This window comes from Amycolatopsis sp. NPDC047767, assembly GCF_040704195.1.
Lineage (GTDB): Bacteria > Actinomycetota > Actinomycetes > Mycobacteriales > Pseudonocardiaceae > Amycolatopsis.
On the sequence record NZ_JBEYSJ010000062.1, the window covers coordinates 1 to 15,284 of the forward strand.

At 70.9% G+C, this 15,284-nt stretch carries 14 protein-coding genes; 8 read left to right on the plus strand and 6 right to left on the minus strand.

Going from position 1 to position 15,284, the window contains the following annotated elements:
• The first annotated feature begins 175 nt into the window (after window positions 1–175).
• Window positions 176–883, plus strand: a complete 708-nt coding sequence (locus AB0878_RS48150) for a histidine phosphatase family protein (protein WP_366590114.1) — start codon at window positions 176–178, stop codon at window positions 881–883.
• Window positions 884–992: 109 nt separating this feature from the next.
• Window positions 993–3,044: a M3 family metallopeptidase gene (locus tag AB0878_RS48155; protein WP_366590167.1), complete on the plus strand. Its 2,052-nt coding sequence runs from the start codon at window positions 993–995 to the stop codon at window positions 3,042–3,044.
• Between the two features lie 99 nt (window positions 3,045–3,143).
• On the opposite strand, the gene AB0878_RS48160 is transcribed toward AB0878_RS48155, so the two are convergent.
• On the minus strand, window positions 3,144–3,668 hold the full coding sequence (locus tag AB0878_RS48160) for a helix-turn-helix domain-containing protein (protein ID WP_366590116.1): 525 nt from the start codon (window positions 3,666–3,668) through the stop codon (window positions 3,144–3,146).
• Between the two features lie 81 nt (window positions 3,669–3,749).
• Between AB0878_RS48160 and AB0878_RS48165 the strand changes: the two genes are divergently transcribed.
• The 4 genes from AB0878_RS48165 to AB0878_RS48180 all read left to right on the plus strand — a co-directional run bounded on the left by AB0878_RS48165 (window position 3,750) and on the right by AB0878_RS48180 (window position 6,900).
• Window positions 3,750–4,631 carry an alpha/beta hydrolase gene (locus tag AB0878_RS48165; protein WP_366590118.1) on the plus strand — a complete coding sequence of 294 codons (882 nt, stop codon included), beginning with the start codon at window positions 3,750–3,752 and terminating at the stop codon, window positions 4,629–4,631.
• A gap of 148 nt (window positions 4,632–4,779) precedes the next feature.
• Entirely contained in the window at window positions 4,780–5,145 is a 366-nt protein-coding gene (locus AB0878_RS48170; RefSeq protein WP_366590121.1) for an alcohol dehydrogenase catalytic domain-containing protein, read from the plus strand.
• Window positions 5,100–5,753, plus strand: a complete 654-nt coding sequence (locus AB0878_RS48175; protein WP_366590123.1) for a zinc-binding dehydrogenase — start codon at window positions 5,100–5,102, stop codon at window positions 5,751–5,753. The genes AB0878_RS48170 and AB0878_RS48175 overlap by 46 nt, the downstream gene beginning before the upstream one ends.
• A 112-nt stretch (window positions 5,754–5,865) precedes the next feature.
• Window positions 5,866–6,900 (plus strand): RNA polymerase subunit sigma-70, encoded by a 1,035-nt coding sequence (locus AB0878_RS48180; RefSeq protein ID WP_366590169.1) that lies wholly within the window; start codon window positions 5,866–5,868, stop codon window positions 6,898–6,900.
• 119 nt (window positions 6,901–7,019) lie between these two features.
• On the opposite strand, the gene AB0878_RS48185 is transcribed toward AB0878_RS48180, so the two are convergent.
• The 3 genes from AB0878_RS48185 to AB0878_RS48195 all read right to left on the minus strand — a co-directional run bounded on the left by AB0878_RS48185 (window position 7,020) and on the right by AB0878_RS48195 (window position 9,126).
• On the minus strand, window positions 7,020–7,613 hold the full coding sequence (locus AB0878_RS48185) for an AAA family ATPase (RefSeq protein WP_366590125.1): 594 nt from the start codon (window positions 7,611–7,613) through the stop codon (window positions 7,020–7,022).
• 1 nt (window position 7,614) lies between these two features.
• Window positions 7,615–8,604, minus strand: coding sequence for a malate dehydrogenase (locus AB0878_RS48190; RefSeq protein ID WP_366590127.1), 990 nt, complete (start codon window positions 8,602–8,604; stop codon window positions 7,615–7,617).
• A gap of 81 nt (window positions 8,605–8,685) precedes the next feature.
• Window positions 8,686–9,126, minus strand: coding sequence for a MarR family winged helix-turn-helix transcriptional regulator (locus AB0878_RS48195; RefSeq protein WP_366590129.1), 441 nt, complete (start codon window positions 9,124–9,126; stop codon window positions 8,686–8,688).
• 106 nt (window positions 9,127–9,232) lie between these two features.
• On the opposite strand from AB0878_RS48195, the gene AB0878_RS48200 reads away from it, so the two are divergent.
• Together AB0878_RS48200 and AB0878_RS48205 are read left to right on the plus strand one after the other, a co-directional pair.
• The gene (locus AB0878_RS48200; protein ID WP_366590132.1) at window positions 9,233–9,631 is read left to right on the plus strand and encodes a nuclear transport factor 2 family protein; all 399 of its coding nucleotides are present in this window, start codon (window positions 9,233–9,235) and stop codon (window positions 9,629–9,631) included.
• Window positions 9,631–9,993, plus strand: a complete 363-nt coding sequence (locus AB0878_RS48205; protein ID WP_366590134.1) for a VOC family protein — start codon at window positions 9,631–9,633, stop codon at window positions 9,991–9,993. The genes AB0878_RS48200 and AB0878_RS48205 overlap by 1 nt, the downstream gene beginning before the upstream one ends.
• Here the strand turns inward: AB0878_RS48205 and AB0878_RS48210 are convergent.
• Together AB0878_RS48210 and AB0878_RS48215 are read right to left on the minus strand one after the other, a co-directional pair.
• On the minus strand, window positions 9,977–12,082 hold the full coding sequence (locus AB0878_RS48210) for an FUSC family protein (protein WP_366590136.1): 2,106 nt from the start codon (window positions 12,080–12,082) through the stop codon (window positions 9,977–9,979). The two genes, AB0878_RS48205 and AB0878_RS48210, sit on opposite strands and share 17 nt — an antisense overlap.
• The gene (locus tag AB0878_RS48215) at window positions 12,079–15,222 is read right to left on the minus strand and encodes a GH92 family glycosyl hydrolase (RefSeq protein ID WP_366590138.1); all 3,144 of its coding nucleotides are present in this window, start codon (window positions 15,220–15,222) and stop codon (window positions 12,079–12,081) included. Before AB0878_RS48215 ends, AB0878_RS48210 begins: the two co-directional genes overlap by 4 nt.
• Window positions 15,223–15,284: the final 62 nt, after the last annotated feature.

Sequence of the window (15,284 nt, forward strand, 5' to 3'; positions counted from 1 at the left end):
ATCGCGCCGGCTTCCGGATGGGGCGGTGCGATCGGCCCCCGGCCGATCCGACCGCTCCATCCGGAAGCCGGCTCAAAGGCGATCTCGCACGCCCCGGCGGAGCCGGGGCCAAAGACTCAGCGATCTCGCACGCCTCGGCGGAGCCGAGGCCGAAGACACAGTTACTGTTGCTTTCGTGAGTACGGTCATCTTGCTGCGGCACGGGAAGTCCACCGCGAACGGGTCCGGCGTCCTGGCGGGGCGCACGCCGAAGGTCGGTCTCGACGACACCGGCCGCACGCAGGCCGAGAAGCTGGTCGAGCGGCTGGCCGGCGTGCCGGTCGCCGAGCTGGTGGTGTCGCCGATGCTGCGGTGCAAGCAGACGGTGACGCCGCTGGCGACGGCGCTGGGTCTGGACAAAACCGTGGAGCCGCGCCTGTCCGAAGTGGACTACGGCGACTGGACCGGTCGTGAGCTGAAGACGCTGGTCAAGGAGCCGCTGTGGCGGGTGGTCCAGTCGCACCCGTCGGCGGCGGTGTTCCCCGGCGGTGAGGGCCTGGCCGCGATGCAGGCGCGCGCGGTGGCCGCGATCCGCGCCCACGACGCCCGCATCACCGCCGAGCACGGTGACCACGCGGTGTGGATCGCGTGCAGCCACGGCGATGTGATCAAGGCGGTGCTGGCCGACGCACTGGGCCAGCACCTCGACGCGTTCCAGCGCATCGTGGTGGACCCGGCGTCGGTGTCGGTGGTCCGCTACACCGAGACCCGGCCGTTCGTGCTGCGCGTGAACGAGAACGGCGGCGACCTCAAGGGCATCGTGCCCCCGCCGCCGAAGAAGAAGTCCCGCGGCAAGAAGGCGGGCGACAGCGACGCGGTGGTCGGGGGCAGCACCGGGCGCTGAGCCGGGTGGACACGCCCTCGGCGGAAAGCGGCTCGACCAGGGCCGCGAAACCCGTAGGGTGGGCGGGATCAGCGCGGGAAAGCACGTGAAGAACCAGGAGCACAACCCGATGATTTCGCCGGACAACCCGTTCGCCACCCCGAGTGAGCTGCCCTACGCCCTGCCGCCGTTCGACAAGATCAAGGTCGAGCACTACCGGCCCGCGTTCGAAGAGGGCCTGATCGCCCACGCCGCGGAGATCCGGGACATCGCCGAGAACCCGGCGGAGCCCACGTTCGACAACACCATCGCCGCGCTGGAGCGGGCGGGGGAGCTGCTGGAGCGGGCGTCCGGCACGTTCTTCAACGTCTCCGGTTCCGACTCGACCGACGAGATCCAGGAGATCCAGGCGGAGCTGGCGCCGAAGCTGGCCGCGCACTCCGACGCGATCCACCTGGACCCGCAGCTGTTCGCGCGGATCAGCGCGCTGTACGAGCGCCGCGAGAGCCTCGGCCTCGACGCCGAGTCGCTGCGCCTGCTGGAGCGCCGCCACACCGACTTCAGCCGCGCGGGCGCCGGCCTGCCCGCGGCCGAGCAGGAGAAGCTGCGCAAGCTCAACGAGCAGCTCTCGACCCTGCAGACGAAGTTCCAGCAGAACCTGCTGCGCGACACCAACGAGCTCGCAGTGGTCCTCGACGACGTCGCCGACCTGGCCGGGCTCGACGAGGGCGCGATCGCCACCGCCGCCGAGGCGGCCGCGGCTCGCGGCGAAGCGGGCAAGTACGTCCTGAACCTCACGCTGCCGACCGCGCAGGCGGCCCTGGAGTCGCTGGAGAACCGCGCCGTGCGCGAGCGCGTCTTCACCGCGTCGGTCTCGCGGGGCAACCGCGGCAACGAGTACGACAACAACTCCGTCGCCGCCGAGGTCGTCCGCCTGCGGGCCGAGCGCGCGGCGCTGCTGGGCTACCCCGACCACGCGTCGTACGTGATCTCCGACGAGACGGCCAAGACCGCCGACGCGGCCTCGGGCCTGCTGGAGCGGCTGGCGCCGGTCGCGGTGGCCAACGCCCGCGCGGAGGCCGCCGAGCTGCAGCAGCACCTCGAGGCCGACGTTCCCGGCGCGACGCTGAAGCCGTGGGACTGGGCGTTCTACGCCGAGAAGGTGCGCCGCGAGCGCTACGAGGTGGACACCGCGGCGCTGCGCCCGTACTTCGAGCTCAACCGCGTGCTCACCGACGGCGTGTTCTTCGCCGCTAACCGCCTGTACGGCCTGACCTTCACCGAACGCGACGACCTGCCCAAGTACCACCCGGAGGTGCGGACCTTCGAGGTCTTCGACGCCGACGGCAGCGGCATGGGCCTGTTCCTCGTGGACTACTACACGCGTGACTCCAAGCGCGGCGGCGCGTGGATGAACAACTTCGTGAGCCAGTCGGACCTGCTGGGGCGGAAGTCCGTGGTGGTCAACGTGCTCAACGTCGCGAAGCCGCCGGCGGGGGAGCCGACCCTGCTGACGCTCGACGAGGTCACCACCGTGTTCCACGAGTTCGGCCACGCCCTGCACGGGCTGCTCTCGGGCGTCGTCTACCCGACGTTCTCCGGCCCGAACGTGCCGCGTGACTTCGTGGAGTACCCGTCGCAGGTCAACGAGATGTGGATGCTGTGGCCGGAGGTGCTGGCCCACTACGCCAAGCACCACGTGACGGGGGAGCCGCTGCCCGCCGAGCAGGTCGCCAAGCTGGAAGCCGCGCAGCAGTACGGCGAGGGCTTCAAGACGACGGAGTACCTGGCCGCGTCGCTGCTCGACCTCGCCTGGCACCGCCTCGGCGTGGACGACCGCGTCGACGACGTCCAGCGCTTCGAGGCCGACGCGCTGGAGAAGGCCGGCGTGGCCCTGGAAAGCGTCCCGCCGCGCTACCGCACCACGTACTTCAACCACGTCTTCGGCGGCGGCTACAGCGCGGGCTACTACTCCTACATCTGGAGCGAGGTCCTCGACGCCGACACCGTGCAGTGGTTCCGCGAGAACGGCGGGCTGAAGCGCGAGAACGGCGACCACTTCCGCTCGACCCTGCTGGGCCGCGGGGGGAGCGTGGACCCGATGGAGGCGTTCGCGAACTTCCGCGGCCGTCAGCCGGAGATCCAGCCGCTGCTGGAGCGCCGGGGTCTCGCGGGAGCCTGAGCGTTTTCGGGGTGGGGCCGATCGGGAACGGTCGGCCCCACTTTTGTCTCTTGTGGACTGTATAACGACCTATACGTCCGGGCGTCGTTCCGGCCTTGGTCACTCCAAAGGGAACAAGATCGGGCTGATGAGGTGCTGACGCCGGCCGGGGGCGGGCTCGTTGCGCAGCCGCGGGAGGAGGACTTCGCGGAGATCGGTGATCAGGTCAGTGAGCTCCTCGTGGCTCAGCCAGACGGAGTGCTGGCGGTAGCCCACCAGGTCCTCGGCCGGATCCGCGCCGGCGCGGCCCAGGTACGCGGTGAACTCGGCGATCAACGTCGTCATCGCGGTCGCGAACACCTTGCGGTGGTCGTCGAGCGTCGCCGAGGCTGCCGTGTCCGCGTCGACCACCGCGCGGTCACGGCGCAGCCGGTAGCTGCGCTCGACGGCGCCGCGGACGCGTTGTTCCTCGGCCACTTCGAGGATTCCGGCTTCGGCGAGCAGGCCGACGTGGCGGTACAGGGTCGCCTTCGACACGTCGTGGATGCGCTCGGCCAGCTCGGTGGTGGTGAGGGGGCGCCCGCCGGAGAGGGCGTGCACCACGCGCAGCCGCACCGGGTGCACCAGGAGTTCGAGATCGTCCACGCCGTTATGTTCGCACATCTGCTACCGTTCGCAATGTTGAGAACGGTGGGCCGCTGGGGGTCCGTGACGGGACGTTCGGCGATGAAGGTCGATGGGGCACCACTGGGCGAGCACTACGAGATCGCCGGGCGTCGGCTGCTGCTGCACCGCTCCGGTGCGGGCGGCCCCGCGGTGGTGTTCTTGCCCGGCGCGGGCTTGATGGCGTACGACTTCCTGAACGTGCAGCAGCGCGTCGCGGAGTTCACCACGAGCGTGGTGTACGACCGGGCCGGCACGGGCTGGAGCGCCACAGCCGGGCTGCCGCGCACGCCGGACGAGGTGACGGACGAGCTGCGGGCCTTGCTGGCGGCCGCGGACGTGTCGGGACCGTACGTGCTGGCCGGGCATTCGCTCGGGGCGCTGTACGCCCGCCGCTACGCGCAGCGCTTCCCCGAGGAGGTCGCCGGCTTGGTGTTCCTCGATCCGGGCCACGAGGACATCCTGGAGTTCCTGCCGGCGGAGGCCGCGGAGCTGAACGAGAGCCTCAAACCCGACCCCACCACCCTGCCTGAACCGACGACCGAGCAGCTGGCCGCCTCCCGCGACGCCCTGCTGGCGCTCTACGCCGCCTGGCCTGACGACGTCCGCAAAGAGTTGGTGGACAAGCACCTCACGGAGTGGCTTACGGCGGTCCTGGAGACGCAGAACTTCGAAACCACGGTGTACGACCAGGTTCGCGCCGGGGGAGGGCTGCCGGACGTCCCTCTCGTCGTGCTGAGCGCACTGGGCGCCAACCCGTACTGGGCGCAGTTCGCGTCGCCGGAGCTGATGAGGGAGATGCTCGCGGGGATCAAGGCACTGCACGCGTCGATCGCCGCTTCGGTTCCGCGAGGTGAGCACCGCGTCCTCGACGGCGCGGCCCACCAGACGATGCACCTCGACCACGAGGACGCGGTCGTGGAGGCGATCCGCTCAGTCTTCTGAGGACGACTGGCGCGGGATGGCACCCGGACGACCGCCGATTCCTTTCGGCTCGGCGCGAGGTCTCCCTCTTCGACGGTGCGGCTCGCCCCGAGCTCGCCGGGTTCGGCAAGCCGGAAGAGAGCTGATCGCCGTGAGCATTCCCGCCACCATGCGCGCCCTGGAGCAGACGTCGCTCGAGGGACCGCAAGACCTGCGACTGATCACCGACGCGCCGGTACCGGCGCCCGGGCGGGGTGAAGTGCTGATCAGGGTCCGGGCCGCCGGGGTCAATTTTGCCGACCTCTCGCAAGCCCGCGGGCTGTTCCGAGGCGGCCCGCAGCCGCCGTACCTGGCGGGTTTCGAAGCCTCGGGCGAAGTGTCGCGCTGGGCCCGGACGTCACCGGCCTCGAGCCGGGGAATCCGGTCGTCGGTGTCGGCTCCGGTGCGTTCGCCGAGTATGCGCTGCTGCCGGCGGCCGCGGCGCTGCCGGTGCCGGCCGGCTGGTCGGCCGAGCAGGTGCTCGGCCTGGTCGTGAACCGTCCGGCCGCCCTCGCCGCGCTCAAGCCGCTGGGCAGGCTGACCTCGGGGGAGACGGTGGTGGTCCGCGCCGCGGCGGGCGCGACCGGCCAGGCCGCGGTGCGGATGGCCAAGCACTACGGCGCGACGGTCATCGCGACCGCGTCCCCGGCCAAGCACGAGATCGTGCGGGCACTCGGTGCCGATCACGTCCTGGACTCCCGGGACGCCGATCTCGCCGCCGAAGTCCGGCGGCTGACCGATGGCGCCGGTGCTGATCTGGTGCTGGAGTCGGCCGGCGGTGCCGGCTTCGCGGCCGCCCTGGCCTCGGCCAAACCGGTCACCGGCCGGGTTGTCGTCTACGGCTTGGCCGACGGCCAGGCCGCGATCACCAACTGGGACCTCGTCTACCGCCACCAGGTCCACGTCGTCGGGCTCAATCTCGGGGTACTGAGCCAGGCGGCTCCCCGGATCTTCGGAGAGGTCATGGGCGAGCTGTCGGTGCTTGTCGCCGCCGGTGTCCTTCCGCCCGAACGACCGGTCGTCCACGACCTGGCCGACGGCCCGCACGCCCTCGCCGCACTGGAGTCGAGGGCGACCGTCGGCAAGCTCGCCCTGCGCCCCTGACTCCGGGCTGACCTGCGGTTCGATTCCTTCGGGCCGCGTCCGGGGTCATAGTGGGCGACGGTCCCGATCCGCGGGATCGGTCCGGACGAGGAGCAGGCATGGTCACCAGGCGATCCACGGTCAACCGCGCGCCGCGACCCGGGCTCGCCGCGTGACGGCCCAGGCGCGGGAACCGGCGGACCGGTTCGCCGCCGAAACCGAGCCGTTCCGCCGGGAGCTGCTGGCGCACTGCTACCGGATGGCCGGCTCGGCGCACGACGCCGAGGACCTGGTGCAGGAAACGTACCTGCGCGCCTGGCGGTCCTACGCCGGGTTCGAGGGCCGTGCGCCGATCCGGTCCTGGCTCTACAAGATCGCCACCAACGTCTGCCTGACCACGGTGCAGCAGCGCAAGATCCGGATGCTGCCCTCGGGCCTGGGCGGTCCCCAGGACCGATCCGAACGGCCAGCCGACCCTGGCGCGCCGGGTGAGGTCTCGTGGCTGGAGCCGTGGCCGGACCGGTGGACAGCCCTGGCCGACGACGATCCGGCCACGTCGGTCGTCGCGCGCGAGTCAGTGCGCCTGGCGCTCATCGCGAGCCTTCAGCACCTGCCCGCCCGCCAGCGCGCGATCCTCATCCTGCGTGACGTGCTGGCGTTCTCCGCGGCCGAAACCGCGCAGCTGCTCGGGACCACCACCGCTGCCGTGAAGAGCGGACTGCAGCGGGCCCGCGCGCGGCTCGGTGAGCTCGAACCACGGCCGGAGCGGTTGCTCGAACCGGCCGACCCGCGGGCGCGGGCCCTGCTCGACGGTTACATCACGGCCTTCGAACGCTCGGATGCCGGTCTCCTGCAACAGGTCCTGCGCACGGACGCGACGCTGGAGGCGACCCCGTTCCGCGAGTGGCAGGCCGGGCTGGTCAACTGCATCCGCATGCTCGCCGCGGACGTGCTGGGCGCGCCGGGGGACTGGCGAATGCTCCGCACCACAGCGAACTGCCAGCCTGCCGCCGTCGAGTACCGCCGAGACGAAGCCGGCGTGTTCCGGGGGATCGGCATCGTGGTCCTGGCTCCGACCGCCACCGGGGTCGCCCGAGTCGTGGCGTTCCACGACGAAGCCCTGGTCACCCTGTTCGGCTTTCCCGAATCACTCACGGACGGATCCTGACCGACCGTGCCCAGCTCCCTGTAGGTAGTCAATTCAGAAGTGTATAACGACCTATACGGCGGGCCGGATGGCGAAAATCATCCTCAGCTCGAGCGCTTCGCCGCACCACCAAAAATACGCTAAACACCGGAGAGGATCTCGACCACGGCATCGTAGGTCTGTTCCACACCAAGGGTTTCCGTGTCGACCACCGTGCACTTCGGACGTTGCCGCAGGTACGCGGCGAGATGGTCGTGGACGCGGTCGACCAGCTCGAGCCCACCGGCGCGGGTGATGATCTCGTCGATGTCGCGGGCCGGCTCGGTGTCGCTGGAGCGGGAGGAATAGCGGTCGAACGCGTGGGGCTTCGCCGCCGTCAGCGCGATCTCGACGTACGGCACTCCTGCGGCGCGGGCGGCGGCCTCGAACCCGGCGACCTCTTTCAGGTGCGTCGCCAGCTGGGGCATCACGACGGAGAACCCGGACCGCAGATGGGTTTCCGCCATGGCGACGGCCAGCCGGCGGGCCACGGGCAGGGTGGCGAAGAAGTCGTCGCGCCAGCCGCCGATGAGGGAGACGACGTGGTCGGTGTCGAGGTCGAGCACGCCGGGGGGGCGGTCGGCGTAGAGGCGCGCGACGGTGGACTTCCCGATGCCCGACGGACCGTTGAGGTGAATGAGGCGAGGGCCGCCCCGGACGGATCCGGGGCGGCCCTCAGAAGAAGCAGTGCTCAACTCAGATGAGGCCGAGCTTCTGCACGGCGTCGCGCTCCTCGGCGAGCTCGCCGACGGTGGCGTCGATGCGGGCGCGGGAGAAGTCGTCGATCTCGAGGCCCTGGACGATCTCGTACTTGCCGTCCTTGGCGGTGACCGGGAAGGACGAGATGAGGCCCTCGGGCACGCCGTAGGAGCCGTCGGAGATGACCGCGGCGGAGGTCCAGTCGCCTTCGTCGGTGCCGTTGACCCAGGTGTAGACGTGGTCGATGGCGGCCGACGCGGCGGAGGCGGCGGAGGAGAGGCCGCGGGCCTCGATGATGGCGGCGCCGCGCTTGGCGACGGTGGGGATGAAGGTCTCTTCGACCCACTTCTGGTCGTTGACGGCCTCGGCGAGGTTCTTGCCGCCGACGGTGCCGTGGGTGATCATCGGGTACTGCGTGGCCGAGTGGTTGCCCCAGATGGCCAGGCGCTTGATGTCCGAGACCGGGACGTCGAGCTTCTTCGACAGCTGCGCGAGGGCGCGGTTGTGGTCGAGGCGGGTCATCGCGGTGAAGCGGTCGGCCGGGACGTCGGGTGCGTGGGACTTGGCGATGAGGGCGTTGGTGTTGGCCGGGTTGCCCACCACGAGGACGCGGATGTCGTCGGCCGCGCCGGCGTTGATGGCTTCGCCCTGGGGCTTGAAGATGCCGCCGTTGGCCTCGAGCAGGTCGCCGCGCTCCATGCCCTTGGTGCGGGGGCGGGCGCCGACGAGCAGGGCGATGTTGGTGCCGGAGAACGCCTGCTTGGGGTCGTCGAAGATGTCGATCCCGGACAGGAGCGGGAAGGCGCCGTCGTCGAGCTCCATCGCGGTGCCCTCAGCCGCCTTGACCGCCTGCGGGATCTCGAGGAGCCGCAGCTTCACCGGGGTGTCCGGGCCGAGGAGCTGACCGGACGCGATGCGGAAGAGCAGCGCGTAGCCGATCTGGCCGGCCGCACCGGTGACGGTGACGTTGACAGGGGCTTGGGTCATAGCGGGTTCTCCAGCTTGAGACGACTTTGGCTAGTACCGCGACTCTAGTACTCGCGGGTGCGTTCGTTCGGGTGCGTCCAGTCACTCTCCGGCGGGTGTCGTGACGTTGGCGGCGAGGCGGCCCAGGAGTGTGGCGAGCGTCGCGATCTCGTGGTCGGTGAGGCCGGTGCGCATGCGGTTGTCGTGGGCCACAGCGGCTTCGGCGAGGCGGTGGAAGGTGGTTTCGCCGTACTCGGTGAGCTCGACGTGGTGGACGCGGCGGTTTTCGGGGTCGCGGGTGCGGGTGAGCAGGCCGGCGGTTTCCATTCCGTTGAGGTGGTGGGTGAGGGTGGCGCCTTGGATGCCGACGGCGTCGGCGAGCTCGCGTTGGCTGGTGTGCTGGTGGGTTTTGAGGGCGATGAGGATCTGCCAGACGGGCTGGGAGCCGCCGACGGCGGCGAGGGCCTGGTCGAAGGCTTGGCCCGCGGCTTTGGCGGTGCGGGCGAGGAGGACGCCGATGGGGGCGGTGGTGGGTCGGGGCACGGGTGCACCGTAGCGCAGATTGATCGAAGACTAAGCGTTTGACATCTAACGATTCGAGTTCTAACGTTTGTCGCGTCAAGCTGCTCCACTGACCACGGGAGGGATCATGGGCACCACCGAAGAGATCACCGACTTGGGGAGGCGCTGGGTCGCGGCCGAGACGGCGGGCGACACCACGACGCTGGCCGGGATGACCACGGGTGACTTCACGCTGGTCGGCCCGCTGGGTTTCGTGCTGGACCGCGACCAGTGGCTGCAGCGCTACGAAGGCGGCGGGCTCGTCACGCGCCGGCTGGACTGGCGCGATGTCGAGGTGCGTGAGCACGGTGACTCGGCGATCGCGGTCGGCGTGCACGACCAGGAGGCGACGCACCGGGGCAACGCGGTGGACGGGCGGTTCCGGTCGACGCACGTGCTGGTGCGTGAGGACGGCCGGTGGTTGCTGGCGGGGATGCACCTGAGCCCGCTCGGTGCGCCACCGGCGTTCGCGCGCGGGGGTGCGTGATGGCGGAGCTGAACCACACGATCGTGTGGGCGACGGATCGGAGCGCGTCGGCGGAGTTCCTGGCGGGGGTCCTGGGGTTGACCGTGGGTGCGGAGACGGCTCCGTTCCTGCCGGTGGTGCTGGGCAACGGGGTGACGCTGGACTTCGCGCAGGCCGACACGGTCGCCGGTCAGCACTATGCGTTCCTGGTGAGCGACGAGGAGTTCGACGCCGCGCTGGCGCGGCTGACTGCTGCCGGTACGGCGATCTACGCCGATCCGTTGCACCGCACGGCGGGGGTCAACGGGATGTTCGGCGGGCGGGGGTTCTACTTCGACGATCCGGACGGGCACAACATGGAGTTGCTCACGAAGGCCGGTTAGCGCCGGCCGGTGCGGGCTGGGTCGCGTCGACGTTGAACACGCGGCCCAGCGCGACGACGCCTTCGTCGAGGTGGCTGAAGCTGGAGACGACGGCGCGGGTTTCGGCGTCGTCGATGCGGTCGACGACGGGGGTGCCGTCGTCGCGGATGAGCTTTTCGGTGGGTGTGGTGTTGGGGTGGCGGACGGCTTCGCCGACGAGGTCGATGTTGGCGAGCACGCGGCCGGCGAAGAGGTCGAGGCGGTCGGCGACGGGTCCGTCGAGCTGGCCGGGCTGGGCGCGGGCGGCGACGTGGCGGGCGCGGAAGGCGATGGTTTCCAGCGTGGTGAGCACGTGCCAGCCGTAGTCGCGCCGCGCGCTGCGGAGGTTGATGGGGTGGGTGAGGGGTTCGATGGTCTTGCGGACCTGTTCGACGGCTCGGTCGAGGTCGCGGGACATCTCGATGATGTTCACGTTGTCGCGGCCCGAGAGCAGGGTGTCGGCTGATTCGACGAAGTCGTGGAGCTCGTCGAGCACGGTCGCGATGTCGTCGAGCATCACCGAGCGGGTGCGGACGGGGACGATGACGACGGCGGCGAGCAGGCCGGCGGCGGCGCCGACGGCGGTTTCGGCGACGCGGATCCAGAGGACTTGGATGCTGAAGGTGCCGAGCAGGCTGTAGAGCAGGCCGAGCATGCTGGTGACGAAGAAGGCCATGAGGAACTGCGAGACGCGGGACATGTAGACCATGCCGAAGACGCAGACCATGATCAGGGCCAGGATCGCGAGGGTGTTGCCGCTGACGAGCAGGGCGAGTGCGACGCCGCCGACGATGCCGATGAGGGTGCCGCCGGTGCGGCGGACGCCTTTGACGAAGCGGGCGCCGGCGCTGGAGGTGCCGACGAAGACGACGAAGACGGTGAGCACGGCCCAGTACCAGCGTTGGTGGGAGATGAGCTGTCCGGCGAGGACGGCGAGCCCGCCGCCGATCACGGCCTGGATGGCGCTGCGGGTCTGGTTGTCGTAGGCGAACGCTTTGGTGGGTTCGGGTTCGTCGTCGTCTTCGTCGAGGGAGTAGTCCACTGTGGCTTCGCGGCCGGCGACGCGCTGGGCGCGGTCGTCGGCGACGGCGAGCTCGGCGATGGCGCGACGGACGCCGTCGCCGGGGTGGGCTTTCTCGTCGATGCGGCTGCCTTCCACGAGCATGCGGCTGTACTCGCCGGTTTCGCTGATCAGGGGCAGTTCGCGGGGGTCGCGTTCCATCAGGGAGCGGAATTTGGCCAGGCGGGCGACGAGGTCGTCGGCGACGCCTTCGGGCATCGGGTGGGAGCAGGTGCGCTGGACGGTGATGGTGAGCCATTGCACGGCGAGCTCGACTTCGATGGCGCGGCGGCGCAGGAGGTCGGCGTTGCGGGCGTCGACGACGTCGGGGGCGTTGTCTTCGATGAGGAGGACGGATTCGTGCAGGCGGGCCAGTGCGGTGCGGATCTGGCGGTTGCTGCGGTCGCTGCCGGAGGAGGCGATGTAGGCCTCGGTGGCGCGGACGGCGGCGGCGACGCGGGCGCGGAAGGCGCGGCGGATGCGGATGAACTCGGTTTCGGCGTTGCGGCGCAGGAGGACGAAGCGCACGAGGGCGTTGGCGGCGACGCCGGTGGCCATGGCGATGAGCAGCTGCGGGGCCTGGGCGAGGTGGGCCTGCAGGAACATGGGGAAGAAGAAGAGGAAGAACGCCATGGAGCCCAGTGCGGTGCCGCGGGGGCCGAAGCGCTGGACGTAGACGGCGACGAAGATCAGCAGGACGAAGATGATGCTGTCGAGCGGTGGGTAGGCGGCGCCGATGGTGGCCAGGGTGATGGAGCAGGCGCCGACGACGGCGGCGAGGCAGAGCGTGATGGCTTGGCCGCCGCTGGTGGGGTCGTTGACGGTGAACGCGCTCATCATGGCGGCGATGGCGGCGACCAGTGACGTGGTGAGCGGGAAGTGCAGGGGCTGCAGCGCGAGGATGGCGATGATGATGCCCAGCACGGCGGAGCCGGCCAGCCGCAGGCGGACGAGGCCGGGATCGGCTGCCGCCAGCCGGTCGAGTGTGGCGTCGCGGAGGTCGGCGATCATCGGGCGAGCAGCTCCCACTGGGCGAGGGTGACGCGGCGGCGGTTCGCCGCCGTGACACGCAAACGGTAGTGCTCGCAGGCGGCGGGGCTGTCGAGGACGAACGGGCGGGTCTGGCGGCGCCAGCGGAACAGCTCGTCGTCGCGGCGGTCGAGCACGGTCCAGCGGCGGCCGTCGGCGGAGCCTTCCAGTACCCACGCGGTGGGGTCGCCGTCGCGGCTGCCCGAGGTGAGCGTGTACATCGTGACTTCGCGGGGGGTGCCGTGCACGGAGAACTCGATCACGGGGGTGCGGGTGGTGAAGGTGGCTTCGGTGCGGCTGGTGTCGTCGACGAGGAGCGCGGCGGGGCCGTGGGGGCTGTAGGCGGTGCCGACGAGGTCGGTCAGCGGCTCGGGCTGCTTCGGGGTGACGGGTTCGGTGCCCCAGGTGCCGGGTTCGCTGCGGACGTCGAACTCGAGCACGGCGCCGCGGGCGAGCACCGCGTGGGAGAGGGTTGCCGACTGGTGGGGCCGGCCGTCGATGGTGAGGCCGTGGACGTAGGGCGTGTCCGCGGCGTCCCCCGGGCCGGCGGCGCCGGGGGCGCGGATCACGAGGTCGTGGCCGTTCTCCAGGTGCAGGGTCGCCTGGCGGAACAGCGGCGCGCACACCACGTAGCGGGGGCTGCCGACCGTGAGCGGGTACAGGCCGAGGGCGGCGAAGACGTACCAGGCGGACATCTCGCCGTTGTCCTCGTCGCCCGGGTAGCCCTGGCCGAGCTCGCTGCCGAGGTAGAGGCGGCGCAGGACCTCGCGGACGGTGCGCTGCAGCTTCGCGGGCGCACCGGCGAAGGCGTAGACGAACGGGATGTGGTGCGAGGGCTGGTTGGAGTGGCCGTACTGGCCCATGCGCACGTCGCGGGCTTCGGTCATCTCGTGGATGAGGCCGCCGTAGGAGCCGGGTTTTTGCCCGGTCTCGGGGGTGGTGAAGAACGTGTCGAGCTTGGCTTCGAGGCCGGCGGTGCCGCCGTGCAGGGCGGCGAGGCCGGGCCCGTCGTGGGGCACGGAGAACGCGGTGTTCCACGCATTGGTCTCCACGAAGTCGCCGCCCCACGCTTCGGGGTCGTAGCCGTGGGCCGGGAAGTGGCGGCCGCCGTCGGGGGTGCGGCCCTGGAAGAACCCGATGCGCGGGTCGAAGTGGTGCACGTAGTGCTGGGCGCGCTGGCGCAGGTAGGCGGCGTTGTCGGCGCGGCGGCGCGCGCGGGGGCCTTCGCTTTCGCGGGCGAGTGCGTCGGCGAGGTTGGCGAGGCCGAAGTCGTTGAGGCAGCCTTCCAGCGCCCAGGACAGGCCTTCCTTCGTGGAGGTGGGGGTGTAGCCGAGGAACGGTGCGGTGTCGAGGCCTTTGCGGCCGACGCCGGCGCGCGGCGGGGCGACGGTCGCGTGTTTCAGCGCGGCGTCGTAGGCGGATTCGACGTCGAAGTTGCGCACGCCTTTGAGGTAGGCGTCGGCGAAGGCGACGTCGGAGCTGGTGCCGGTCATGAGGTCGGCGTAGCCGGGGGAGGACCAGCGGGCGATCCAGCCGCCTTCGCGGTACTGCTGCACGAACCCGTCGATCATCCGGCCGCAGCGCTCGGGGGTGAGCAGGGCGTAGGCGGGCCAGGTGGTGCGGTAGGTGTCCCAGAAGCCGTTGTTGACGTACAGCTCGCCGTCGACGATCTTCGCGCCGGTGCGTTTGCGGGTGCTGAACGCGCGGCCGCGGGCGACGGGGCTGGCGTGGCGGATGCCGTCGGGTGTGTTCTCGTGCGCGCGGTTCGGGTAGAGGTAGAGCCGGTAGAGGTTGGAGTAGAACGTGGCCAGCTCGTCCTCGCTCGCGCCTTCCAGCTCGACGCGGCCCAGCACGTCCTGCCACTTGCGGCGCGCGCGGTCGCGGACCTCGTCGAACCCGGTGCCGGCGGGGATCTCCAGCTCCAGGTTGCGCCGTGCCTGCGCGAGGCTGATCAGGGACGTCGCGATCCGCAGCGTCACCTCGGGCGCGGCGAACTCCAGGTGCCCGCTCACCCGGCGCCAGATCGAGCCGCGGCCCCCGCCGGAGGCGGGCACGTCCGCTTGGGCGTAGACGAACATCCGCCGCGCGCCGGTGGACAGGCGGCTGCGTACCCACGTGTGGCCGGTGACCACCCCGGTCGACGGGTGCACGCGCAGGCCGCCGCGGTTGCGGGCGTTGTCGAAGACCACCCAGCCGGCGCCGTCGGGGAAGGTGAAGCGGAACATCGCCGCGTGGTCGGTGGGCGTGATGTCGGCGGTGACACCGGTGGAGAACCGCACGCCGTAGTGGTGCGGGCGGTCGGTCTCGTCGGCGTGGGTGAAGGTGAGCGCGCGGCGCCGGCGGTCGGTCTCGACGGGACCGGTGCCGGGCATGAGGTGGAAGGTGTGGCGGTCGCCCATCCACGGGCTCGGCTGGTGGCTCACCGCGAACGCCTGCAACGCCGGGGAGTTCGCCGCCGTGTTGTGCCGGTGGTAGGAGTAGATCCAGTCCAGCGACCGCGCGTCGGTGACCGGGGTCCAGAAGTTGAAGCCGTGCGGCACGGCCGTGGCCGGGAACGTGTTGCCGCGCGAGAAGGCGAAGCCGGAGTGCGAGCCGCGGGTGGTGCGCACGTGGTCGACCGGGTCACCCGTGCGCGGGTGGTGCTCGGCGACGCGCACGTCGTCGAGCCAGCCCTTGACGTCACGGCCGCCCGGCACGTCGGTGAGCAGCACGATCCGCCGCACCCGGCGCCCGGCGAACGCGCCCAGCGGCCGGCGCACGAGGTTCCACTGGTCCACCAGCAGCGTCTTCGCGTGCCCCTGCTCAGTGGCCGAGAAGCCGGCGCTGCCGCCGTCGTCGAACTCCACGTCCAGCGCGACGAACGTGCTCCGGTAGGAGGGGATCGTCGCGTCCGAGGCCGGGAAGACCACGTAGGACAGTGCACTGTGGGCGGTGACCTCGACGTCGGTCTCGAACAGCACCGTCCGCGCCACGCCGCTGTAGCGCAGGGCGCGCACGCCGGTGAACCCCACGCCCGGTTTCGCGGTGGGGGACCGGTCGGGCCCGCTGTCCACGCGGACACCGGCCGCGACCGGCTGCGGGTCACCCGCCTCGAACGATGAGAAGAACCCGGCGCTGGTCACGCGCACACGGTAGCCGCTCGGACGCCCACCGGCCCGCCACGGACATGATCTTTGACGCCGCC